This is a genomic window from Flavobacterium yafengii, assembly GCF_030010375.1.
GTDB lineage: Bacteria > Bacteroidota > Bacteroidia > Flavobacteriales > Flavobacteriaceae > Flavobacterium > Flavobacterium yafengii.
In genome coordinates this window covers 248,224-271,847 of the sequence record NZ_JASCRY010000002.1, presented here as the reverse complement: position 1 = coordinate 271,847, position 23,624 = coordinate 248,224, and the positions used below count along the sequence as shown (strand labels likewise).

The 23,624-nt window shown below is 32.9% G+C and carries 22 protein-coding genes; 19 read left to right on the top strand and 3 right to left on the bottom strand.

Annotated elements, in window-relative coordinates:
• Positions 1 to 66 precede the first annotated feature (66 nt).
• The 9 genes from QLS97_RS08770 (at position 67) to QLS97_RS08730 (ending at position 5,636) form a co-directional block, all read left to right on the top strand.
• Positions 67 to 204 (top strand): hypothetical protein, encoded by a 138-nt coding sequence (locus QLS97_RS08770; RefSeq protein WP_282715978.1) that lies wholly within the window; start codon positions 67 to 69, stop codon positions 202 to 204.
• Entirely contained in the window at positions 189 to 815 is a 627-nt protein-coding gene (locus QLS97_RS08765; RefSeq protein ID WP_282715976.1) for a Crp/Fnr family transcriptional regulator, read from the top strand. The genes QLS97_RS08770 and QLS97_RS08765 overlap by 16 nt, the downstream gene beginning before the upstream one ends.
• A gap of 67 nt (positions 816 to 882) precedes the next feature.
• Positions 883 to 1,671 (top strand): sulfite exporter TauE/SafE family protein, encoded by a 789-nt coding sequence (locus tag QLS97_RS08760; RefSeq protein WP_282715973.1) that lies wholly within the window; start codon positions 883 to 885, stop codon positions 1,669 to 1,671.
• Positions 1,672 to 1,750: 79 nt separating this feature from the next.
• Positions 1,751 to 3,166 carry an MBL fold metallo-hydrolase gene (locus QLS97_RS08755; RefSeq protein ID WP_282715971.1) on the top strand — a complete coding sequence of 472 codons (1,416 nt, stop codon included), beginning with the start codon at positions 1,751 to 1,753 and terminating at the stop codon, positions 3,164 to 3,166.
• 24 nt (positions 3,167 to 3,190) lie between these two features.
• Positions 3,191 to 3,394 (top strand): YgaP family membrane protein, encoded by a 204-nt coding sequence (locus tag QLS97_RS08750; protein ID WP_282715969.1) that lies wholly within the window; start codon positions 3,191 to 3,193, stop codon positions 3,392 to 3,394.
• A gap of 1 nt (position 3,395) precedes the next feature.
• Positions 3,396 to 4,232: a methyltransferase domain-containing protein gene (locus QLS97_RS08745; protein WP_282715966.1), complete on the top strand. Its 837-nt coding sequence runs from the start codon at positions 3,396 to 3,398 to the stop codon at positions 4,230 to 4,232.
• A 25-nt stretch (positions 4,233 to 4,257) separates the two neighbouring features.
• The gene (locus QLS97_RS08740; RefSeq protein WP_282715964.1) at positions 4,258 to 4,464 is read left to right on the top strand and encodes a hypothetical protein; all 207 of its coding nucleotides are present in this window, start codon (positions 4,258 to 4,260) and stop codon (positions 4,462 to 4,464) included.
• Entirely contained in the window at positions 4,457 to 4,756 is a 300-nt protein-coding gene (gene trxA / locus QLS97_RS08735) for a thioredoxin (RefSeq protein WP_282715962.1), read from the top strand. Before QLS97_RS08740 ends, trxA begins: the two co-directional genes overlap by 8 nt.
• A 148-nt stretch (positions 4,757 to 4,904) precedes the next feature.
• Positions 4,905 to 5,636, top strand: coding sequence for an LOG family protein (locus QLS97_RS08730; protein WP_282715961.1), 732 nt, complete (start codon positions 4,905 to 4,907; stop codon positions 5,634 to 5,636).
• A gap of 7 nt (positions 5,637 to 5,643) precedes the next feature.
• Here the strand turns inward: QLS97_RS08730 and QLS97_RS08725 are convergent, their stop codons facing one another.
• From QLS97_RS08725 to QLS97_RS08715, 3 genes are all read right to left on the bottom strand, one after another.
• Complete coding sequence (locus tag QLS97_RS08725; RefSeq protein WP_282715960.1) at positions 5,644 to 7,761, bottom strand: PAS domain-containing hybrid sensor histidine kinase/response regulator; 2,118 nt, start codon at positions 7,759 to 7,761, stop codon at positions 5,644 to 5,646.
• A 130-nt stretch (positions 7,762 to 7,891) separates the two neighbouring features.
• Complete coding sequence (locus QLS97_RS08720; RefSeq protein WP_282715958.1) at positions 7,892 to 8,347, bottom strand: hypothetical protein; 456 nt, start codon at positions 8,345 to 8,347, stop codon at positions 7,892 to 7,894.
• Between the two features lie 395 nt (positions 8,348 to 8,742).
• Positions 8,743 to 14,781 carry a PAS domain S-box protein gene (locus QLS97_RS08715; RefSeq protein WP_282715956.1) on the bottom strand — a complete coding sequence of 2,013 codons (6,039 nt, stop codon included), beginning with the start codon at positions 14,779 to 14,781 and terminating at the stop codon, positions 8,743 to 8,745.
• 414 nt (positions 14,782 to 15,195) lie between these two features.
• Here QLS97_RS08715 and QLS97_RS08710 point away from each other — a divergent pair, with 414 nt between their 5' ends.
• The 10 genes from QLS97_RS08710 (at position 15,196) to QLS97_RS08665 (ending at position 23,602) form a co-directional block, all read left to right on the top strand.
• Positions 15,196 to 15,648 (top strand): MarR family winged helix-turn-helix transcriptional regulator, encoded by a 453-nt coding sequence (locus QLS97_RS08710; protein WP_282715954.1) that lies wholly within the window; start codon positions 15,196 to 15,198, stop codon positions 15,646 to 15,648.
• 13 nt (positions 15,649 to 15,661) lie between these two features.
• Positions 15,662 to 16,294: an NAD(P)H-dependent oxidoreductase gene (locus tag QLS97_RS08705; protein WP_282715952.1), complete on the top strand. Its 633-nt coding sequence runs from the start codon at positions 15,662 to 15,664 to the stop codon at positions 16,292 to 16,294.
• A gap of 47 nt (positions 16,295 to 16,341) precedes the next feature.
• Positions 16,342 to 16,911 (top strand): YceI family protein, encoded by a 570-nt coding sequence (locus QLS97_RS08700; protein ID WP_282715950.1) that lies wholly within the window; start codon positions 16,342 to 16,344, stop codon positions 16,909 to 16,911.
• Positions 16,912 to 17,256: 345 nt separating this feature from the next.
• Positions 17,257 to 18,657 (top strand): anthranilate synthase component I family protein, encoded by a 1,401-nt coding sequence (locus tag QLS97_RS08695; RefSeq protein WP_282715949.1) that lies wholly within the window; start codon positions 17,257 to 17,259, stop codon positions 18,655 to 18,657.
• 35 nt (positions 18,658 to 18,692) lie between these two features.
• Positions 18,693 to 19,259 (top strand): anthranilate synthase component II, encoded by a 567-nt coding sequence (locus tag QLS97_RS08690; protein ID WP_282715947.1) that lies wholly within the window; start codon positions 18,693 to 18,695, stop codon positions 19,257 to 19,259.
• A gap of 95 nt (positions 19,260 to 19,354) precedes the next feature.
• The gene (trpD, locus tag QLS97_RS08685) at positions 19,355 to 20,347 is read left to right on the top strand and encodes an anthranilate phosphoribosyltransferase (RefSeq protein ID WP_282715945.1); all 993 of its coding nucleotides are present in this window, start codon (positions 19,355 to 19,357) and stop codon (positions 20,345 to 20,347) included.
• A gap of 71 nt (positions 20,348 to 20,418) precedes the next feature.
• Positions 20,419 to 21,198, top strand: coding sequence for an indole-3-glycerol phosphate synthase TrpC (gene trpC / locus QLS97_RS08680; RefSeq protein WP_282715943.1), 780 nt, complete (start codon positions 20,419 to 20,421; stop codon positions 21,196 to 21,198).
• A 56-nt stretch (positions 21,199 to 21,254) separates the two neighbouring features.
• Positions 21,255 to 21,908, top strand: coding sequence for a phosphoribosylanthranilate isomerase (locus QLS97_RS08675; protein ID WP_282715941.1), 654 nt, complete (start codon positions 21,255 to 21,257; stop codon positions 21,906 to 21,908).
• 4 nt (positions 21,909 to 21,912) lie between these two features.
• Positions 21,913 to 23,094, top strand: a complete 1,182-nt coding sequence (gene trpB, locus QLS97_RS08670; RefSeq protein ID WP_282715939.1) for a tryptophan synthase subunit beta — start codon at positions 21,913 to 21,915, stop codon at positions 23,092 to 23,094.
• A gap of 187 nt (positions 23,095 to 23,281) precedes the next feature.
• Complete coding sequence (locus QLS97_RS08665) at positions 23,282 to 23,602, top strand: gamma-glutamylcyclotransferase family protein (protein WP_282715937.1); 321 nt, start codon at positions 23,282 to 23,284, stop codon at positions 23,600 to 23,602.
• Positions 23,603 to 23,624 lie beyond the last annotated feature (22 nt).

The following is a 23,624-nucleotide window of genomic DNA, read 5'->3' as shown; positions in this document are numbered from 1 at the left end:
AACTATCAATAAACTATAAAATTAGCAAGTATTTTTACGAAAAATAGCCTATTAAATCCATAGGAAATGCGTAAACAATATAGCGTCAATAAAGGACTAGCCATTTTCTTTAACGCCAAAAATTACCATCCTTTTTTGAGTTTTTTAGATTACTTTTACAATACAAACGATAGAAAAAAAGACCAAAAATGCTTGATTCCGTAAAAAAAATTTTCCCTTCATTTTCTAATGAATTAGTGAAAGAAATAGAAGCCAATGCTACTATTCATTCCTATCAAACAGGTGATATTATTATACGAACTGGGCAGTATATCAAAAACACTGTTTTAGTAATCAGCGGGAAAATAAAGATTTACCGCGAAGATGAAAATGGTGGTGAATTTTTCATGTATTATTTGCAACCCGGACAAGCTTGTGCCATTTCTATGATTTGTGCCACCAAAAACGAAAAAAGCCAAATAATGGCTAAAGTTGTTGAGGATGTTGAATTAATCATGGTTCCGCTTCCATTAATGGATAAGTGGATGATGCAGCACCGCAGTTGGTATGAATTTGTGATTGGTTCTTATCGCAGTCGTTTTGAAGAAGTCTTAGAAGTGATTGACAGTATTGCATTTAGGGCAATGGACGAGCGCTTGGAATTTTATTTAAAACGCCATGCTGAGGCTTGTGGCTGTAAAGAATTGAAATTGTCCCATCAAGAAATTGCATCTGAGTTGAATACCTCAAGAGAAGTAATTTCCCGTTTATTAAAAAAAATGGAACAACGCGGTATTGTTTCCTTACATCGCAATAACATTGAACTTTTAAAATAAAACTAGCTCAATGAAGTCCATTTCTTGTAAATAAATGGATAGAAATGGTACTTCAAAAAATTTTAAGATGGAATATTTAGGCTATTTTGCTTCAATAATTATTGGACTTTCATTAGGATTAATTGGAGGCGGAGGATCTATACTTACTGTTCCTATTCTGGTTTATCTCTTTAAAATAGATCCAGAAACTGCTACCAGTTATTCTCTATTTATAGTGGGAATTACAGCTTTATTTGGCTGTATCAGTCACTATAAAATGGGAAATCTTAAAATTAAATCGGCATTATACTTTGCCATTCCTTCGGTTTTTTCGATACTGATCATTCGGGAAGTCATTTTCCCAAAAATAGCGGCAACAATTTTCTCCATTGCTTCGTACCAAGTATCTAAAAATTTCCTGATAATGATTGTTTTTTCAGTACTCATGATAGCTGCGGCAATAGCTATGATACGCAAAACAAAAACAGTACCGAATCCTCCAAAAACAAATTATACACAGCTGGGACTAATTGGATTTTTAATTGGAATTGTAACTGGATTTTTAGGAGCCGGAGGTGGATTTTTAATCATTCCTGCATTATTATTTTTTGCTAATTTACCAATGAAACAAGCCGTTGGCACCTCATTATTGATTATCTTTATAAACTCAAGTATCGGTTTTGGAGGTGATTTATATATTGGTACATCTATAGATTATTCGTTTTTACTGATGATTTCAAGTATGGCATTTATAGGAATGATTATTGGCATCAAGCTTTCAAAAAAAATAGATGGAACTAAACTAAAACCAATCTTTGGTTGGTTTGTATTAGTAATGGGAATTTATATTATTATCAAAGAATTTTTCTTCAATTAAAAAATGGAATGTAACAATTGTCACTGTTTATCCTAAAAAACAGAAGTACATTTGTACTGTAAAATTAAAAAACGCAATCATGCAAATAGAACAAATATATACAGGATGTTTAGCCCAAGGTGCTTACTATATAACCTCAAATGGTGAAGCAGTCATTATTGACCCGTTACGTGAAACCCAACCCTATCTGGACCGATTGGAGAGAGATGGCGTAAAATTAAAATACATTTTCGAAACCCATTTCCACGCTGATTTTGTATCCGGACACGTTGATTTGAGTAGAGAAACCGGCGCTCCTATTGTTTATGGTCCAAATGCAACTTGTGAATTTGAATGTATTTCTGCTAAAGACGGACAGGAATTCTCCATTGGAAACATCAAAATAAAAGTATTGCACACGCCTGGACATACGATGGAAAGCTCCACTTTTTTATTGATTGACGAAAAGGGAAAAGACCATGCCATTTTCTCCGGAGACACTTTGTTTATTGGAGATGTGGGAAGACCGGATTTAGCACAAAAAGCGGCACACATGACACAAGAGCAATTAGCGGGGCTTTTATTTCATTCTTTAAGAGATAAAGTGATGACTTTAGCAGATGATGTCATTGTGTATCCGGCTCACGGTGCAGGAAGTGCCTGCGGAAAAAACATGAGTAAGGAAACTGTATCAACCATTGGCGACCAAAAAGCTACGAATTATGCGTTGCGAGCCAATATGACTGAAACCGAATTTATACAAGAAGTAACCGAAGGTTTATTACCTCCTCCTGCCTATTTTGGAATGAATGTGGCGATGAATAAAAAAGGATATGACAGTTTTGAAAACGTATTGCATTTAGGAATGCGAGCGCTGTCTGTAGTGGGATTTGAAGTGGCTGCCGAAGAAACCGGAGCATTAATTCTAGATACCCGAAAGAACGGAGAATTTGCCAAAGGATTTATTCCTCAATCGATAAACATTGGAATTGATGGCGATTTCGCTCCTTGGGTTGGTGCTTTAATTGCCGATGTAAAACAACCTATTTTAATTGTTTGTGAACTGGGTCAAGAGGAAGAAACAGTAACACGTTTAAGCCGTGTGGGTTTTGATAACTTGATTGGTCATCTGGAGGGTGGTTTTGATGCTTGGGCAAAAGCCGGAAAAGAAATTGATACTGTAAATAGAATTACAGCTGAACAATTTGCTGCAACAGTAAAAATTGGCGAAAGTAAAATAATTGATATTCGCAAAGAAAGTGAATATTGCGCGGAACATATTGAAAACGCATACAATAAGCCATTAGCGGCTCTCAACGAATGGATAAAAGATATTAATCCAAAAGAACATTTTTATTTGCATTGCGCCGGCGGATACCGCAGTATGATTGCAGCTTCAATTTTGGAAGCTCGTGGTTTTAGAAATTTTACCGAAATTGAAGGCGGTTTTAGTGCTATTGCAAAAACGGATGTTCCAAAAACAGATTTCGTTTGCCAAAGTAAAGTTTTGAAATAATTGACAACTAAATAAAAGTGTACAATGAAAAAAAACATGGGATTAACAGACAAAATTATTCGTATCGCATTAGCAGCAATTGTGGCGGTACTGTATTTTACTAATACTATCGGTGGAACTCTTGCGCTTGTTTTAGGAGCATTTGCAATTATTTTTATAATCACCAGTTTTGTGAGCTTTTGTCCATTGTATTCCCCGTTTGGAATTTCAACCCGAAAAAAAACATAAAATGTCTGAGTTAAAATGTTGTGTCGTTTCCTGCGATAAACCGCTAGACGCATCCTATTGGGAATCGCAATACGAGGCCAAAACTACTGGGTGGGATTTAGGCAAGGTATCGCCGCCCATACAAACATATGTAGATACGATTGCCAATAAAAATTGCGGTATTTTGATTCCTGGTTGTGGCAACAGTTATGAAGCTGAATATCTTTTGGAACAAGGTTTTACAAACCTAACCGTTATAGATATTGCGCCAACACCTATGGCAGTTTTAAAAGAAAAGTTCAAAAACAATCCTAATATTCAAATTATACTGGGTGATTTCTTTGAACATAAAGGGAACTATGATTTGGTTCTTGAGCAAACTTTTTTCTGTGCTTTGCCTCCAACAATGCGTCAAAAATACGTTTGGAAAATGCATCAACTTTTGGCTGATGAAGGAATTTTGGCGGGATTATTGTTCAATAGAATGTTTGAATCTGGTCCTCCTTTTGGCGGAAGCAAAGAAGAATATGAACTGCTTTTTACAGCCGCTTTTGACTTTTTGAAAATGGATGTTTCTGAAAATTCAATTGCACCAAGAGCGAATTCTGAATTGTTTTTCGAATTAAAAAAGAACAATCAAGTTGTTGTGAATTTATATGAATTTTATGGAATTACGTGCAGCGACTGTATGGAAACCATCACAAAAAAATTGGCAGGAATTGACTGTGTATTAAATGTAAGCATCAGCAGTAACTTTGCTGAAGTATTAATTGTCAGTAAAAATGAAATTGCAATCGAAGTATTGCAAGACGTTATTTCTTATGATGAGAAGTATAAAATCAAAAAAATAAATCCGTAAAACTAAATTCTTTTTTTCGAAAAAAATGAAAGCATTAATATTTACAAATTGGCATCTTATGCGCTGGGTTCGTCTGGTGTTTGCCTTATTTTTATTTGCTCAAGCCTATATTTTAAAAGATTGGATGTTCATTGGTTTTGGACTATTTTTCTTCATTCAAGTCATTTTTAATTTGGGTTGTGGTTCTAATGGTTGTACTATTCCTAACAATAAATACAATAAAGATGAATAATTTCGCTACGATTATCAATTCAGACAAACCAGTCTTAGTAGACTTTTTTGCCACATGGTGCGGACCTTGCAAAATGCTCAGTCCCATTTTGAGAGAAGTAAAAGACAGCTTAGGTGATAACGTTTCCATCATCAAAATTGATGTGGACAAAAACCAGCAAATTTCAAGTCTGTATCAGGTTCGAGGTGTTCCAACGATGATTTTGTTCCAAAACGGAAAGCAGTTATGGAGACAATCCGGTGTGGTATCCAAAGAGGAAATCATTAAAACTATTTTGGAAAAAAAGCAATAAATAGCCCAAAGCATTTGCATCATGGAGGTTGTTTTTAGTTGTAATTATTGAATTTTAGCCAACAGTCTTTTTTCAATAAAGTGGCATTTGAGTTTTGTTTTTGAACTTTCAGAATTTAACTATTATTTTTTCCTAACTTAGTGTCATCATGGAAAAACCGCGCCAATATAGACTTTCAAAATCCGAATCTTTATTTGTAAGAGGGCCTTTGACACGATTAAAAAACCTGTTTTTTACTTTCAAAGTTCAATATAACTTCATTAGAGCTTTTCAAAAAATGCATTTTATTGGTCCTTGTGTTACCGTTTTTGGTTCTGCCAGATTTGGTCCGGAAACGGAACATTACAAAAGTGCTGAAAAAATTGGTGCCGAAATTGCAAAATTAGGGTTTACAGTAATGACTGGTGGCGGTCCCGGAATTATGGAGGCGGCAAATAAAGGTGCGTATGAAGCAGGAGGTTATTCTGTGGGATCCAATATTGTTCTTCCTATTGAACAAAAACCAAATCCTTATTTGCACAAATGGATTTACATTCCGTACTTTTTCGTGAGGAAAGTTATTTTAATAAAATATTCCTATGCTTTCATTGTAATGCCAGGAGGAATAGGCACTCTCGACGAATTATTTGAAGCGCTAACTTTGATTCAAAATAAAATAATCAATAATTTCCCGATAGTAATTTTTGATACAGAATATCATAAAGAATTGTACCATCATATTCAAGTCATGTCACAAAATGAGAGTATCAGTCCCGAGGATATGAGCCTGTTATTTGTAACGGACTCAGTAGAGGAATTGATTGAGCATCTTAATAAACATGCTATCAAAAAATTTGGTTTAAAAAAGTATGAATACAAGCCTAAACGGTGGTTTGTGTAAAAAAAAATTATTTTTTCAACCATTTAAAAAGCACCTTTTCTAAGTTAGATCGTATAATGGGTTTAGAAACATAATCATCCATTCCTGATTCTAAGCATTTTTCCTTTTCGCCTAACATTATTCCAGCAGTTAAGGCAATTATGGGAATATTATTGTATTGCTTTAGTTGTTTAATTTCGGCAGTAGTTTCATATCCATTTTTATGTGGCATTTGAATGTCCATCAAAATTAAATCCAGTTTTTCTTTTTTATACAATTTGATCGCTTTTTTACCATCCGAAGCTTCTAATACCGTACTTCCCGGAAGTATTGATTTAAGTAATGTTTTTACCAAAAGCATATTGATTTTATTGTCCTCAACTACTAATATTTTTTTGTTTAATAAATTTTTGTCAAAAGGAATTCCTTCTACTACCTCAACATTATCATCTAAATCTTTTGAATCGTATTCATGATTTGATTTTTCTAATTCAACCGTAAAGAAAAACTCACTTCCTTCTCCATAATGACTATTTAGTTCTAATTCACTGTTCATTAAAGCTAAAAGCTGGTTTGTAATAGCCAATCCTAAACCTGTTCCGCCAAATTTTCGAGTAATTGAACTATCTTCCTGTATGAATGATTGGAATATTTTTTCTTGATTTTCGTCCTTAATTCCAATACCTGTGTCTTTTACCGAAAAATTTAAATGGCATTGATTTTCATTTTCAGGATTAACAGTATTACTAATGTTTAACTTAACATATCCATCTTTTGTAAATTTCAACGCATTGCCAATTAAATTTACTAAAATTTGTTTCAATCGAATAGAATCTGTTAAAACATAATTGGGGACCTTTTTGTCAATATTTACGATTAAATCTATATTGTTTAAATCTGCGTGGTATTTAAAAATATCGATTACGTGATGAATCAGTTCAAAAATATTAACTTCTTCAATATTCAGTTCTAATTTACCGGATTCAATTTTTGAAAAATCTAAAATATTATTAATAATCTCAATTAATATTGTAGCTGATTCATGAACTGTATTCATATATTCCGTCTGATTTTTATCCAGATTTGTTTTCATCAACAAATCAGTAAAACCAATGATTCCGTTTAAAGGAGTCCTTATTTCATGGCTCATATTAGTCAAAAAACTAGATTTTGCCCTGTTTGCCGCTTCGGCTTGATCCTTAGATTTAATCAATTCAATTTCTAATTTTTTTAATACCGTAATTTCAATAAAACTGATCACTATTTCAGCTATTTCTCCTGAATTATTAAACACAGGAAAACCATTTATCAGAAGCCATTTAATTGAATCATTCTCGCTTTTTTTAATTCCAATTATAAAATTCTTTACAGGCTTTTTAGTGTTTAGAATTTCGTTTACCGGATAATTCTCCTGAGCCAAAGGTTTGTTATCTTCTTTTATAAATTCCCACTCAGGATTAAAAATCTGTTTTTCATTCATCTGATTTTTATCCAAACCTATCAATTGAGAAGCCTTAGAATTAGAAAAAATTATCGAAGTGTCTTTATCATGCAAGATAATCCCAACATCAAGATTGTTTAATAATTCTCTGTACCGCTTTTCACTTTCTCTCAGCGCACATTCTGTCAATTTGAGTTGTGTAATATCTACGGCAGTAATTAAAGCTTCATCTCTATTTTCAGAAAGTACTGCTGTGAGGTAAACATTTATAGTGAAATTGTTTTCTAAAAACAGTTTTACTTCACAACATTCTTTTCTATTGGTATGGAAAACATTACTTAAGAATTCATGGAAGATTGGCTTTGTATCATCCGAAATGAAAAATCCAAATTGACTGTTTATTAATTTTGACCTGTCTTTTTGTAATAATTGAGAACCGGTAAGATTGAGTTGTGTTATTTTTCCTGAATTTGTTAGTGTAAAATAACCCGAAGGAGCAAAATCATACAATTCAGTATATTTTTGCGTAGCCATTTCGGCTTCTTCTTTCGCAAGAATAAGTTCTTCTTTTTGCAGCTCTAATTCTATCTGATGAACTTCTAATTCATGTATCAGTTGCAATGTTTCCACTTCTGATAGTTTAGAATCAGCTATTGAATGCTTTTTTTGTTGGAAACCTTCCACGTCATCTTCAATATTTTCCATACGTACTATCTTTATAAATACTACTTTTTATACTTCTTAACAATTGAAAACTCAATACTTATTCTTTTACTTATGTAATACTATATCATTTATAAAACTAAAATTTCTATGATTAAGACTAAAAGCTAAACTAACAAACTCTATATTCTATTTTTCTATTACAATCAAATCTAAAAGGAAGTACTACGATTTTATTTATGTCTCTTTTACTTTTAGTAAGTATTTCAGAAACTGAATTTAACTCGATGAAATATTCGAATAAAACAATTTGTTTAGTTAGGAGTTCTTTTGAAGGAGAAATAAAATAAGCTAGAACAGCTTTAATTGTATTGTATCGCATAATATTAAACTTTGCCAAGGTAGGTTCTTGGATAAGTACAAAACTATTTTTTCCTTTATCGGATTCCATTCCAGAGAGAATAATTCCAATATTTTTTTTTATTCTATGCAATAGCTTAAGTCTGTCTGCTGGTGTTCCAATACTAATTATTGAAAAACCATTATTACAGGCAATAGACAAGATTGAATTTAGTTTCAAATCAAGAATTTCGCCTTCCCCTTGGCTAATTTGATTGTTTTTTATCATCTCGAAATTAGAATTTCTTAATCTTATTATTAGTTGAGTCAGATTGCGGTTTCAATAATTAAGCTTTTAACTTTGAGTACTATTGACCTATTATTTTAACAATTGTTTATTTTTTTTTTTAAATAAATTGATTTTTTGCATCAACCTCAATTACATATTTTAATATATTTTGAGACTACACTATTATTAATTAAAATAATTAACTAAAATCAACAGTAAACCATGTTAAATATAATAAAAAAATATATTTTTAACAAACAAACACAAAACTAAATCGATAAACGTTCTGTAAAAAGAGAGAAACTGCATTACTGTATCAAGTTATAAAAATTAAATTTCATAAAAAAAGGGGAACATTCGTTGAACACCTTCTTTATACTTTATTAAAAATAAAATTATTTTTTATCCAACCATTTATGCAGTATTTTTTCTAAATCAGCTTGAATAATTGGCTTTGGCAGATAATCATCCATTCCTGCTTGAAAACATTTCTCTTTATCACCTACCATTATTCCGGCAGTTATTGCTATTATAGGGATATTTTCAGAATTTTTTAATTGTCTAATTTCGTCAGTTGCTTCATATCCATTTTTATTTGGCATTTGAATGTCCATTAAAATTACATCCGGCGATTCATTTTTATAAAACTCAACAGCCTCATTACCATCCTTAGCTTCAAAAATAATACAATTAGAGATGATTCTTTTGACTAATGTTTTAGCTAAAAGCATATTAATCTTGTTGTCCTCAACTATTAAAACCTTATTACCACTCAAAGTATTTAAAGGTATAGTGGCATCCACTTGAATCGTTTTAGCAAATAATGCATCTGCATTTTTTTTATGATTTGCTTTTTTAAATTTAACAACAAAGAAGAAATCACTTCCATCGCCATATTTACTGATTAATTGCAATTTACTATCCATTAAAGCCAATAACTGATTTGAAATAGCCAACCCTAATCCGGTACCACCAAATTTTCTATTGGTAGAATTATCTTCCTGAACAAAAGAATTGAATATTTTCTCATTGTTGTTAGTTTTTATTCCTACTCCGGTATCTTTCACAGAAAATTTTATAGTTGACCATTTTTTATCTGATGCATCTATCTCATTAATATCTAATCTTATTTCTCCAAAATTGGTGAATTTTATAGCATTACTTAGCAGATTTACCAGTATTTGTTTCAATCGTATAGAATCAGCAAGAATATATTGAGGAACGTTATTTTCAATATCAAGTCTTAAATCTATCTTTTTTTGATTTGCTTGAAATTTAAATAAATCTATAACCTGATTTGTCAATTTAAAAAGATTCACTTCTTCAATATCCAACTCTAATTTTCCTGATTCTATTTTAGAAAAATCTAAAACATCATTAACTATTTCCATCAATGAAGTAGCAGATTCATTGACGGTGGTCATATATTCTGCTTGGTTTTTCTTCAGATCTGATTTCATTAACAAATGTGTAAAACCGATTATCCCATTTAATGGAGTTCGTATCTCATGACTCATATTGGCAAGGAAATCCGTTTTGGCTTTATTGGCTCCTTCAGCTTGTTCTTTGGCTTTTATCAATTCCATTTCCATCAATTTTTGCTCTGTAATGTCAATGAAACTAATTACAATTTCATTAATCATACCGTTAACATCAATATCAGGAAAGCCATTGATTAAAAGCCATACAATGTCATTATTTGCAGGACGATTGACACCAACTTTAAAATTTTTGATTGCTCGCTTGTTAGCTACAATTTGGTTTACAGGATAATTTTCAAACTGCATTACAGAGTTATCTTCGTTTAAAAAATTCCACGTCGGATCAAATGCCGTAATTCCCTTCATCTGATCATCACTTAGCCCCAATAATTCTGAAGCTTTTTGATTATTCACAATAATTGAAGTATCTAATGCATGAACAACAATACCGGCATCAAGATTATTTAGCAAACCACGGTATCTTTCCTCACTTTTAAAAAGCGCATAATCTGATTCTTTCGCATTGGTAATATCTCTGGAAAGACAAATAAAATGTATATCATGATCTAAACTTTCCTGCATAGGCGCTATAGAAAGCTCAAACCAATGCAAACCCGTTTCTAATTGTAACGAATACTGTCTTCCTGCCGAAAACCCTTTTTCTGAAGTTTCTCGTATTGCCGACAGACACAAATTTGCGGCATCGGGAGGTAATATTTCGGTAAAGTTTTTTCCTAAAAACAGATTGGCTGGCATAGCCAATAAATCATCTCGACGGGAATGGTAGTTATAAATTTTACCTTTCAAATCTACTTCAAACAACAGATCTGGAATGGCACCAAGTATAGCTTCCAGTTTTTTATGCATTTTCTTAAACTCGTCGTCTATTTTTTTACGTTCACTGACATTCCTTACAATAGCAACTATTCGTCCATCACCAATCATTTTAGCAGTAATTTCTACAGAAATCAACGATTGATCCCGGTGCAGCATATTACGCTCCATTAAAGTTTGCTGACCACTAAGCAATTCTTTTATCATAATGGGTTTTGAGACAAGTTCATCAACGCAATATAAATCTGTTAATTTTTTTGTACAAAGTTCCTCTTTAGTATAACCAAGCATCATACAGGCACTTTCGTTTACCTCTATTAAATTTCCTAAAACATCGCTAATAAAAATCGCATCCGAAGCTTGTTCTATAAGGCTGCGATATTTTTCTTCGCTATTAACAAGCTGCTCTTTTATATTTCTCAATTCGGTAATTTCAGTCATGGAACCAATAAAACGTTTTGCATTCCCTGATTCATCTCTTACAATAACAGCACGGTCGTAAAAGTATCCATAACTACCATCCCCTTTTTGAAAACGAAATTCATCTGACCATACATTAGTAGTACCGGCATAGGTTTCTTCAAGCTTATTAATAACTCTTTCCTTATCATCTGGGTGAAGTTTAGATCGCCATAATACTTTATTATCAATAGTGCTTGACTCACCATTATTACCGAAATTAAAAAGTTCAGTAAATGCTTTATTATTCCAACTTTGCCCAGTCAATAAATCCACTTCAGCTATAGCATCATTTGTTGCAACCGAAATCATCTCAAATCTTTCATTGGCACTTTTAATTTGTTCCTCCGCTTTTTTGATTTCAGTTAAATCTAAGCCCATTCCTAATATGCATTTTTTTCCTTCATATTCGATGGCAAGTGAATTAATATAATAAGGAATTTTATTTTTTACTTTTGTATAAAATTCAATTTCAATTCCCGGCAATTTATTTTCAACTCGTTTTAAATTATTTTCTAATACAGTCTTTATTCTTATCCTAACTTTTTCTTTTTCCTCTTTATCAAAGAGATCAAGTGGACTCATTTGGGCTATCTCTCCTTTATCATACCCTGTTACATCTTCAAAATTTTTATTCCATTTCACAAACTTCCCAAATTCGTCATAGAGATAGAAAACACCCGGAAGATTATTAATTACTGTTTCTGAAAGCTGTTTTTCTTTTAAAATTAGATCTTCTGCAATTTTACGTTCTGTAATGTCAGTAGCTGTACCTATATAGCCCACAACCTGATTTTTTGCATTCTTCTCGGGAGTAGCTTGCCCAATTACCCATAAAACTGAACCGTCTGGGCGAACAAAACGATATTCTGACAAGGAGATTTCCTGATTAAAAGTTGCTTTTTCCCAATTATTAAACACTAGTTTTTTATCATCATTATGAACAGCGGTCAGCCAACCTTCTCCTAAAGCCTCCTCAAAAGACAATCCTGAAATTTGACACCAACGGGGATTAACATAGGTGATAAGTCCATTTATATCAGTACGAAAAATTCCTACTGGAGATACTTCAGTAAGTGTATGATAGCGCTCTTGACTTTCAAAAACGGCCTCTTCTGCTCTTTTGCGCAAAGCTTCTTTCTCAAAAATCTCTAACGCAAAAGCTACATCATTTGTTGCTTCATCTAACAATGCAATTTCCTCTGAATCAAAAAAATTCTTCTCACTGGCATAAAAAGAAAAAACACCAATTACCTTTCCGAATTTTTTTATTGGCACCGAAATCGAAGAAAAATAGCCTCGTTCTAAAGCCTCTTCTTTCCAAAGAAGCATCATTGGATCATTCTCAATATCATTACAAACAACATATTGCTCTTCTCTAATTGCAGTTCCGGCCGGACCTCTTCCTTCTGGTACATCTTCTATTGAAATCATTTTTATTTTAGCGAGATACCCCCTATCTTCGCCAACAATCATTCTTGGAATTAATTTTTTAGTATTCTCATCTACTAAACCAATCCAGGCCAACTTAAACTTCCCTAATTCAACAGCTATTGTACAGGCCTCTTTAAAAAGAGTTTGTTCATCTGTTGTACGAACAATCATTTGGTTTATCTGGCTAATAAATAAATACAGTCGATTCGCTTTAATAAGTTTTTGTTCGGCCAAAATTCTTTCAGTAACATCCGTAATAATTCCATGACAAATGACGGTTCCTTCCGGCTCAATCACTGGTAAAGAATTTACTTCATGCCAAACCATTCCTTTTGTAGGATGAAAATAACGGTATTCGCCTTTGAGAGGAACTAACTTAGACTTGGTTTTAATAATGCTTTTTATCACAAAATCTAAATCGTCATGATGAATCAATGAAAAAATGGCATTAGTATTATTTTCAATCTCTTCATAAGTAAATCCATAAATTTCTTCAATCGCATTACTAGCATATGGATAACATAAAGAACCATCTTTATTTTGACGCATCGAATAAATAAGTCCTGGTGAAGTTTCCGCTATTTTAGCAAATTTATTTCTTTCCTCTTTAAGCAATTCTATTGCTTTTTTACTTTCAGTAACATCTCTTAAATTAGTTATAACACCTCTTATTTCAGGATCATGAAACATATTATTGATAACGCCCTCCATCCAGATATAATATCCTTCTTTATGTCTTATCCTTAGCGAAACAGGAAAAGGGAATCCAGGATTAGCCAAAGCTTTTTTCATTATTTGTTGGATAAATTCTACTTCATCTGGATGTATGTATTCTTGGACAGAAATTTTCTCAAATTCTTCATGAGTCCATCCGGTAATTCGTGCTGCCGAAGAACTTCGAAAAATCGTATTTAAATTCTCATCAATTAAAGAGACAATGCCTTCATTATTTTCTAACATAGCACGAAAACGCTTTTCATTTTTGGCAATTTTGTCAATTGACTTTTTACTTTCAGTAATGTCTTTTGCAAAACCTAAAAATCTATTTTCTGAAAGTTTTACAGCTTCCACTGACCACCATCTAATTTCTCCCTTTTTATGAATCGCTTTAATTTCTTTTTTTGCTATTCCATTATTCAAAAGATTTCGGAATTCCTTAAAGTATTCTTCTAGTGATTCTTCAGAAGACAAATCACCAAACTTCATTGTTAATAGTTCCTCTTTAGAATAGCCAGTTAACAGAGTTGCTGCAAGGTTGACATCTAAATAATTTCCTTTTTCATCTAATACAAAAACTCCATCCGGTGCATTATCAATATAATTCTTAAACTTAGCATTGCTTTCTTCTTCAATCACTTTTAGTTTATAATCAACTTCTGCTTTTTCTTTAGCTTTAACTGCAACCTCAATTTGTTTTTTTAAAGTAAAATCTTGAGTATTACCACTGATTCCAAATACATTATCATTATCATCTATTAGCGGAAAAATAGTTTGGTTAAACCACTTTACTTTTTTATTAAAAAAAGTGGCACTTTGTTCGATTTCAAAAGGTTTTTTATCAACCATTAATTGCGTTATTTTTTCTTGAAATAACTTTTTATCTTCTTTAGAGAAATTCTTTAAATATTCTTGGAATAAATCTTGATCTTTCTTTTTTTCAATTTCAAAAATAGTATACAATTCATTAGACCAAATTATTTCTTTAGTTCTAAAATTGAATTCCCAAGTGCCCATTTTTGCATTTTTTTGTGCATGGTTTAATAAGTTTTCACTTTTAATTAATTTTTCTTGGGTATTCCTTATCTCTGAAATATCTTTTCCTATTGCATAAATATTTTCAGAAGACATACTGTTTGCAGTCCATTGAATAGTAATAAATTTACCATTTTTTTTTAGGAATCTATTCTCATAATTTATTGAAGGTATACCCGTAGAAAGTTTTTCAATCTCTTTTAACGATCTTTCAAGATCATCAGGGTGTAAAAGATGGAGTAAAGAATTGTTCAGTAATTCTTCTTTTGAATAACCTAAAATTGCAACAAAAGCGGGATTAATCTCTTTGAAAAAAGCATCGATTCCAACAATACATACTAAATCATTAGACTCTTCAATAAAAAATTTGAATTTAGTTAATGATTCTTCTTTTTTTAGTAATCGATCTATTTCTAACTTCTTTTCTTTTAATTCATTGAGCAGATCGGTATAGGTAGGTTTTGCTTCTTTCATGCTCATAAAATTCAAATATTAATCAATATTATTAGAACTTTTAAATGTAATAAAAATACCCCAACAAATTAACATATCATTCAACAACTATTTTAGATAGGCGTCTTTTTATAAATAATTAAAATCACTCACTTTATACTATTTGGTTGCTGAGATTTATGAACCAAAGTATGCGCTTCGCATATTGTGTAATTCGTTGGCCGAGGACTATCAAACAAAATACTAACTGGAATAGTAAACAATAAATGCAAAACTACTAAACTATAGGTTTCTAAATATTTAAATCACATCAATTTACTATAAAACAATGCTTTACAAAAATTTAAAATAATTTTAACAAAAAAATAACTAACACTTGTATATACAAATATAAAAAGTGTTACATTTGTATCGACAAATGATAAAGACAAAGGCATGAAAATTGAAGATGAAATTAAAAGTACAGTAGCATTGGATATTTCAAAAAAAATTACGCTTAACATTTTATATACTCAAAATGTTATTACAGATAATTTCAATGAGATATTGAAGCCGTATGAAATATCAGGAGAGCAATATAATGTACTACGAATATTAAGAGGTCAAAAAGGGAATCCGGCAAATATGTGTTTAATACAGGAACGTATGTTAGCCAGAACAAGTAACACTACTCGGTTAGTAGATAAATTATTATTAAAAAAATTTGTAACTCGAAATGTTTGCCCTGAAAACAGAAGAAAAATTGAAGTTCAAATTACGCAAAAAGGATTAGACATTTTAACTGAGTTAGACCCTAAAGTAATAGAACACGAGCAGTTATTTTCGAAAAAATTAAATACTGAAGAATTAGAGCAATTGAATCATTTATTAGAAAAATACAGAAATTAAATACATTAAAATTATGAATACTTTTTTAGAAAATCAAAATTGGAGATATGCAACAAAAAAGTTTGATGCAACAAAAAAAATAACTACTGAAGATTTAAATACTTTAAAAGAAGCCATTCGTTTGAGTTCTTCATCTTATGGATTACAACCATACAAGGTTATCATTGTTGAAAATCCAGAATTGAGAGCAAATCTTCAACCAGCAGCGTGGGGACAATCACAAATTGTTGAAGCTTCTCATCTAATTATCTTTGCAAATGAAACTAAACTTGATGATTTGGCTATAGATGATTATATTAAAAACATAAGCCAAACCAGAAATATGCCAATTGAAGCTTTAGCTGGCTATGGTGACTTCATGAAATCTAAAATTACTTCTCTTACTCCCGAAGAAAAAAATATTTGGTCTTCAAAACAAACTTATTTAGCTTTGGGAAATCTATTGAACGTAGCTGCAGAACTTAAGATAGACGCTACTCCAATGGAAGGTTTTGTTCCAGCTCAGGTCAATGAAATATTAGGACTCGACAAATTAGGGTTAAACGCAACTTTAATTGCAACTCTTGGTTACAGACATGATGAGGACGCAACGCAACATTATAAAAAAGTTAGAAAATCAAACGAAGACTTATTCATTACATTATAAATAACTAATTCAAAATCAAATATTAATCTAAATTCAAATTCAAACACATGAAAAATTTCAAAACAATCGCATTGGCATTAGTAGTAGTTTTATCTACTTTATCAGTAACAGCACAAACTAAAAAAGTTGATGCTACAAAAAGTTCTATCAACTGGACAGGAAAAAAAGTAACTGGACAACATGAAGGAACAATCAATCTTAAAGATGGTGCATTAGTTTTCAAAGGAAAAAAATTAGTTGGTGGTACATTTAATGTAGACATGAATTCAATTGTAGTTACTGACTTAAAAGCAGGTCAAGGTAAAGAAAAACTAGAAGGTCACTTGAAAGCTGACGACTTTTTTGGAACTGATAAATTTGCAACAGCAGCTTTGGTTTTCAAAACAATAGTTACTAAAGCTCCTAATGCATACACTGTAACTGGAGATTTAACAATTAAAGGTATTACTAAACCAGTTACTTTTGATTTAACTACAACTGCTAATTCAGCTACAACTAATGTAAAAATTGACAGAACAAAATATGACATTAAATATGGTTCTGGAAGTTTCTTTGACAGCTTAGGAGACAAAGCAATCAATGACGATTTCAATTTAGCAGTAGACTTGAAATTCTAATTTCATCTCAAATACAATATCTTAAAACCCTAACAAGAAATTGTTGGGGTTTTGTCTTTTTATAATAGGGCCTCTTTATTTTATTTAACAAAAAAATCCTAAAATCAGTGATTTTTTTATTTAATTCTATTTGGAAAACCAAATTACCTTTATATATTTGTTCCAAGAAATAAAACATGAAAACAATTTTAAACAATACTTGGTGGTGGAACAATTTACGTCAGTCGTCGTGAACAAAGCTTCCTGTAGTATTACTAAACTATAAATATAAAAGGCTTGTCATCACGACAAGCCTTTTTTTATGCTTCATTTATTCGTTATCCAATAATATTAAAAAATTATATTTTGAAACCGTACTTACTAAATACAAATTACAAGCAAATCCTTGCAGATACTATTACTCCAGTAAGTGTGTATCTCAAAATTCGTGATAAATTCCCCAATAGTTTATTATTGGAAAGTAGTGACTATCATGGAAATGACAACAGTTTTTCTTATATCTGTTGTAATCCGATTGCTTCCATAAAAATAGAAAATGAAATAATTCACAAGACATTTCCTGACGGCAGTTTTGAAAAAATTAATATTGATAAAACTACCAATATTCCACAGGTAATTCAAGAATTTTCGCATCAGTTCAAATCAGAGAAGAATGATTTCAAATTCATCAATAATGGTTTATTTGGTTACATTTCGTACGATGCTGTTCGTTACTTCGAAAAAGTGTCAATTGCCAAAAAAGAAAATAGTAATACCATTCCCGATGTGTATTATGCCGTGTACCAAAATATAATTGCCATCAATCATTTTAAGAATGAAGCGTATATTTTCTGTCATAGTTTAGACGGAAAAAACAACATTTCAGAAATCGAACAATTATTACAATCCCGAAATATTGCTTCGTATAAATTCTTTAAAGAAGGCGAAGGTTTTTCGAATCTAACGGACGAAGAATTCAAGCATAATGTAGCTTTAGCCAAAAAACATTGTTTTAGAGGCGATGTGTTCCAATTAGTTTTATCCAGAAGGTTTACCCAAGGTTTTAAAGGCGATGAGTTTAATGTTTACAGAGCCTTGAGAAGTATCAATCCATCCCCTTATTTATTCTTTTTTGATTATGGGGATTTTAAAATATTTGGTTCTTCACCTGAAGCCCAAATTATTGTCAAAAACCGTAAAGCCGAAATTCATCCTATTGCAGGAACTTTTAAACGTACGGGCGATGATGAAAAAGATGCCATTCTTGCCAAACAATTATCCGAGGACAAGAAAGAAAACAGTGAACACGTGATGCTGGTGGATTTAGCCAGAAATGATTTGAGTAGAAATGGTCATAATGTCAATGTTGAAAAATATAGAGAAGTACAGTTTTTCTCGCACGTAATACACTTGGTTTCAAAAGTTACCGGACATTTACATGAAAAAGCTTCTACAATGCAGGTTGTAGCCGATACTTTTCCAGCAGGAACATTAAGCGGTGCGCCAAAACACAGAGCAATGCAACTCATCGAAGAGTATGAAAAAACGAATAGAAATTTCTATGGTGGTGCCATTGGTTTTATGGATTTCGAAGGTAATTTTAATCACGCCATTATGATTCGGACTTTCCTAAGTAAAAATCACCAATTGCATTGTCAGGCCGGAGCGGGAATCATAGCCAGTTCTGATGAAGAAAGTGAAATGCAAGAGGTATACAATAAATTACTGGCATTGAATAAAGCATTGGATTTAGCCGAGACAATTTAGAAAAAGAAGAAAGAGACAAGACGAAAGATAAAAACATGAAAAAAATACTAGTCATAGACAATTACGATAGTTTCACTTATAATTTAGTGCATTATCTGGAAGATTTAGATTGCGAAGTAACCGTTTACAGAAACGATGAATTTGATATTAATGAAATCGCAGTTTTCGATAAAATTCTTCTTTCTCCGGGACCTGGAATTCCGGATGAAGCAGGATTATTGAAAGAAGTAATTCAAAAATACGGGCCTACCAAAAGTATCTTTGGAGTATGCTTAGGACAGCAAGCGATAGGCGAAGTTTATGGAGGAACGCTTTCTAACTTAGACAAAGTGTATCACGGCGTTGCCACCAATGTAAAAACAGTGGTTGATGATGAACTTTTATTCGAAGGATTAGGAAGTGAGTTTGAAGTGGGACGCTATCACTCTTGGGTGGTTGACACCAATTTGCCAGATGTTCTGGAAGCGACTTCATTCGACGAAAACGGACAGGTAATGTCCTTACGTCATAAAACATTTGATGTTCGTGGTGTACAATTTCATCCAGAAAGTGTGTTGACACCAAATGGAAAAAAAATATTAGAGAATTGGGTGAAATCGTAGATTCAGTTTACAGATTTTAGATAAAATAATTAATGTAATTCGCATAAAAAATCTGCGAAAATCAGTTAAAATCCGCGTCATCCGCGTTCCATAATATGAAAAATATATTAAACAGATTAATCAATCACGAAATGCTTTCGAAAGAAGAAGCAAAAAACGTATTGGTTAATATATCAAACGGAAATTATAATACCAGCCAAATTGCTTCTTTTCTAACCGTTTACATGATGCGAAGCATTAGCATAGATGAGCTTGCGGGCTTCCGTGAAGCGTTGTTAGAATTGTGCATCCGTGTTGATTTATCGGCATACAATACCATCGATTTGTGCGGAACCGGTGGTGATGGTAAAGACACTTTCAACATTTCTACTTTGGCTTCATTTGTGGCTGCCGGAGCGGGAATAAAAGTGGCGAAACACGGAAATTATGGTGTTTCTTCAATTTCTGGTTCTAGTAATGTGATGGAAAAAATGGGAATCAAGTTCAGCAATGACACTGATTTTCTGGAGAAATGCATGGACAAAGCGGGAATTTGTGTTTTACACGCTCCGTTATTTCACCCTGCAATGAAAAATGTAGGCCCTATCCGAAAAGAATTGGCTGTAAAAACATTTTTCAACATGTTAGGCCCAATGGTTAATCCATCGTTTCCAAAAAATCAATTGGTAGGTGTTTTCAATTTAGAAATGGCCAGAATGTATGCGTATTTGTACCAAAACACAAATACTAATTTCACCATCCTACATTCGCTTGACGGTTATGACGAAGTTTCCTTAACAGGACCTACAAAAACGATTACCAGTTCAATGGAAGGAATGCTAAATCCAGAAGATTTTGGTGTTCGCCTTTTATCACAAAGCGAAATCGAAGGTGGAAAAACCATCGAAGAATCCGCTCAAATGTTTACGGATATCGTTTCCGGAAAAGGAAGCGAAGCTCAAAACAATGTGGTTTGTGCCAATGCTGCAATGGCAATTGCTACTGTTACAAAATGTTCTCCTTTAGAAGGATTTCAAATAGCAAAAGAAAGTTTATTATCTGGTAAAGGACTTGTAGCTTTGAAAACATTACAAGAATTAAGCAAATAAAAATAGTTGGAAATTTAAAGTTCTTTGGTTTTTTCAATCTTTAAATTTTTCAATCTTTTAAATTAAAACAAATGAACATACTCGATAAAATTATAGTTGACAAAAAAAGGGAAGTCATTCTCAAGAAATCAATCATTCCTGTTTCGCAATTAGAAGCTTCAGTTTTCTTTGGAAAAAAGACTATTTCTTTGAGCGATAATTTAAGAAACAGCACATCAGGAATTATCGCAGAACACAAACGTCGTTCGCCTTCCAAAGCAGAAATAAATTATAGTTTTACGGTGGAAGAAGTAACAAAAGGCTATGAAAATGCCGGTGCATGCGGGATTTCAGTATTGACGGATGGAAAATATTTTGGTGGCTCGTTAGACGATTTACTTTTGGCAAGAGCCACAGTCAACATTCCATTATTGAGAAAAGAATTCATTGTTGATGAATACCAAATATTAGAAGCCAAAGCCCACGGAGCCGATTTAATTTTGCTAATTGCTGCGGTTTTAACGAGAGAGGAAATCAAAACCTTATCTGAATTTGCTAAAAGTTTAGGATTGGAAGTTTTATTGGAAGTTCACAATCAGGAAGAACTGGAAAAATCGATTATGCCCACATTAGACATGATTGGTGTGAACAATAGAAACCTAAAAACCTTCGAAGTGAGTTTAGATTTCAGCAAGCAATTAGCAGCACAAATTCCAGATGATTTTGTAAAAGTTTCCGAAAGCGGAATTTCATCTATTGAAGCGATTAATGAATTAAAACCTTTTGGTTACAAAGGATTTTTAATTGGAGAAAACTTTATGAAAACGAACAATGCCGGTAAAGCTGCAACCGAATTTATTAAGCAACTATAAATAGATTTAAGAAGACTTTCAGACTTTACGACATTCAAACTTTAGACTAAATAACTATGAAACTCAAAATCTGCGGTATGAAATATCCCGATAATATTCTCGAAGTAGGTTCGCTCCTACCCGATTATATGGGATTTATATTCTGGGAGAAATCAGCCCGTTATTTTGATGGTATGATTCCAGATTTACCCAAATCTATTAAAAAAGTGGGCGTTTTTGTAAATGCGACACAAGATGAAATTCTTGAAAAAATAATAAAATACGATTTGCAAGCCATACAATTGCACGGACAGGAATCGGTTGAGTTTTGTTTGGATTTAAAGGATAAAATAGATAATTCAATTGAAATCATAAAAGTATTCTCTGTTGATGATTCTTTTGATTTTGAGTTGCTAAAGCCATTTGAGGTCGTTTGTGATTATTTTCTTTTTGATACCAAAGGAAAATTACCCGGCGGAAACGGAACCACATTTGATTGGAAAGTATTAGAAAAGTATCCTTCAAGCAAACCATTTTTCTTGAGTGGGGGAATCGGAATTAATGAAATGGACGCCGTGAATGAAATTTTGAAAACCAATTTACCCCTTTATGCCATTGATGTAAACAGTAAATTTGAGATAGAACCTGGATTGAAAAATATAGAATTATGTAGAAATATACGTAGAGACGCACTGCAGTGCGTCTCTATAGATAACAAAATAAAAAAATAAAATTATGTCATACAACGTCAACGAAAAAGGCTATTACGGAGAATTTGGAGGCGCTTTCATTCCTGAAATGTTATATCCAAATGTGGAAGAATTACGTCAAAATTATTTAAAAATTACAGCAGAGCCAGAATTTCAAGCTGAATTTGATGCGCTGCTCAAAGAGTATGTAGGTCGCCCTACGCCGCTCTATTTTGCAAAACGCCTATCAGAACAATACAACACTAAAATCTACTTAAAAAGAGAAGATTTATGCCACACTGGTGCACACAAAGTCAACAACACGATTGGGCAAATTTTATTAGCCAAACGCTTGGGCAAAAAAAGAATCATTGCCGAAACCGGCGCTGGTCAACATGGCGTTGCAACAGCAACCGTTTGTGCGTTAATGGGACTGGAATGCATCGTTTATATGGGTGAAATCGATATCAAACGTCAAGCGCCAAATGTGGCTCGAATGAAAATGTTGGGTGCCGAAGTTCGTCCGGCGCTTTCAGGTTCAAAAACCTTAAAAGATGCCACAAACGAGGCCATTCGCGACTGGATCAACAATCCCGTTGATACCTATTACATCATCGGTTCTGTAGTTGGTCCACATCCTTATCCGGATATGGTAGCGCGTTTTCAAAGCGTTATTTCTAAGGAAATCAAAGAACAATTATTAGAAAAAGAAGGACGCGAAAACCCTGATTATGTGATTGCTTGCGTAGGTGGTGGTAGCAATGCTGCCGGTGCGTATTATCATTTCCTGGATAACGAAGACGTGACTATTATTGCGGTCGAAGCCGCAGGATTAGGAGTCGATTCTGGTGAAAGTGCTGCAACTTCAGCATTAGGAAAAGTAGGTGTCATTCACGGCAGTAAAACCTTGTTGATGCAAACTACTGATGGTCAAATCACCGAGCCGTATTCCATTTCGGCAGGACTGGATTATCCGGGCGTAGGTCCTATGCACGCTAATTTATTCGCCACTGGCAGAGCGCAATTCATCTCCATAACGGATGACCAAGCCATGCAATGGGGATTAAAATTATCTAAAATGGAAGGACTTATTCCTGCTATCGAAAGTGCGCACGCCTTTGCCGTTCTGGACGAAATGAAATTCAAACCAGAGGATATTGTGGTCATCAATCTTTCCGGTCGTGGCGACAAAGATTTGAATACCTATATCGATTATTTTAAATTATAGTTGGTTTTATTCTGATATTTTCAGGGCGTTCCCTCGCTTCCACTAGCGTTACAGCGAGGTCAGGCTTTCCGTTACAATCTTTTTATCTCGTTAAAAAACGAGACTAAAAAAGGATTTTCACTGCCATCCTTAACGCAAAGCCAACAACACAAAATGAAGTTCAATTCACATTTTCAAAATAGAAACTATGGAAAAATTATTCGCTTACGGCAGCTTACAAAATGAGGACATACAAAAAGATCTTTTTGGGCGTATTCTTGACGGAACTCCAGAAACGTTAATTGGTTATGTAGTAAAAGAAATTCAAATCGAAGAAGAATTTGGATTAGTACATTATCCCATCATTGTGGAAACCCATAAACCCGAAGATACCATCAACGGAATTGTATATTCCATTTCGTCACAGGAACTTCGCCAAACGGATTTGTACGAAGGATTGCATTACAGACGCGTTGAAGTGCATTTAGAATCAAACCAAAAAGCTTGGGCTTACAGTGCCGCCATTTAAGCTTTCTAATTAATAAAATGGT

Bases quoted from the DNA above. Each gene is read 5' to 3' on its own strand.
- QLS97_RS08765 (WP_282715976.1), top strand. From the start codon at position 189: ATGCTTGATTCCGTAAAAAAAATTTTCCCTTCATTTTCTAATGAATTA.
- QLS97_RS08700 (WP_282715950.1), top strand. From the start codon at position 16,342: ATGAAAAATTTCAAAACAATCGCATTGGCATTAGTAGTAGTTTTATCT.
- QLS97_RS08665 (WP_282715937.1), top strand. From the start codon at position 23,282: ATGGAAAAATTATTCGCTTACGGCAGCTTACAAAATGAGGACATACAA.
- QLS97_RS08710 (WP_282715954.1), top strand. From the start codon at position 15,196: ATGAAAATTGAAGATGAAATTAAAAGTACAGTAGCATTGGATATTTCA.
- QLS97_RS08755 (WP_282715971.1), top strand. From the start codon at position 1,751: ATGCAAATAGAACAAATATATACAGGATGTTTAGCCCAAGGTGCTTAC.
- trxA (WP_282715962.1), top strand. From the start codon at position 4,457: ATGAATAATTTCGCTACGATTATCAATTCAGACAAACCAGTCTTAGTA.
- QLS97_RS08745 (WP_282715966.1), top strand. From the start codon at position 3,396: ATGTCTGAGTTAAAATGTTGTGTCGTTTCCTGCGATAAACCGCTAGAC.
- trpC (WP_282715943.1), top strand. From the start codon at position 20,419: ATGAACATACTCGATAAAATTATAGTTGACAAAAAAAGGGAAGTCATT.
- QLS97_RS08750 (WP_282715969.1), top strand. From the start codon at position 3,191: ATGAAAAAAAACATGGGATTAACAGACAAAATTATTCGTATCGCATTA.
- QLS97_RS08740 (WP_282715964.1), top strand. From the start codon at position 4,258: ATGAAAGCATTAATATTTACAAATTGGCATCTTATGCGCTGGGTTCGT.
- QLS97_RS08705 (WP_282715952.1), top strand. From the start codon at position 15,662: ATGAATACTTTTTTAGAAAATCAAAATTGGAGATATGCAACAAAAAAG.
- trpD (WP_282715945.1), top strand. From the start codon at position 19,355: ATGAAAAATATATTAAACAGATTAATCAATCACGAAATGCTTTCGAAA.
- QLS97_RS08715 (WP_282715956.1), bottom strand. From the start codon at position 14,781: ATGAAAGAAGCAAAACCTACCTATACCGATCTGCTCAATGAATTAAAA.
- QLS97_RS08770 (WP_282715978.1), top strand. From the start codon at position 67: ATGCGTAAACAATATAGCGTCAATAAAGGACTAGCCATTTTCTTTAAC.
- QLS97_RS08760 (WP_282715973.1), top strand. From the start codon at position 883: ATGGAATATTTAGGCTATTTTGCTTCAATAATTATTGGACTTTCATTA.
- QLS97_RS08690 (WP_282715947.1), top strand. From the start codon at position 18,693: ATGAAAAAAATACTAGTCATAGACAATTACGATAGTTTCACTTATAAT.
- QLS97_RS08725 (WP_282715960.1), bottom strand. From the start codon at position 7,761: ATGGAAAATATTGAAGATGACGTGGAAGGTTTCCAACAAAAAAAGCAT.
- trpB (WP_282715939.1), top strand. From the start codon at position 21,913: ATGTCATACAACGTCAACGAAAAAGGCTATTACGGAGAATTTGGAGGC.
- QLS97_RS08675 (WP_282715941.1), top strand. From the start codon at position 21,255: ATGAAACTCAAAATCTGCGGTATGAAATATCCCGATAATATTCTCGAA.
- QLS97_RS08720 (WP_282715958.1), bottom strand. From the start codon at position 8,347: ATGATAAAAAACAATCAAATTAGCCAAGGGGAAGGCGAAATTCTTGAT.
- QLS97_RS08730 (WP_282715961.1), top strand. From the start codon at position 4,905: ATGGAAAAACCGCGCCAATATAGACTTTCAAAATCCGAATCTTTATTT.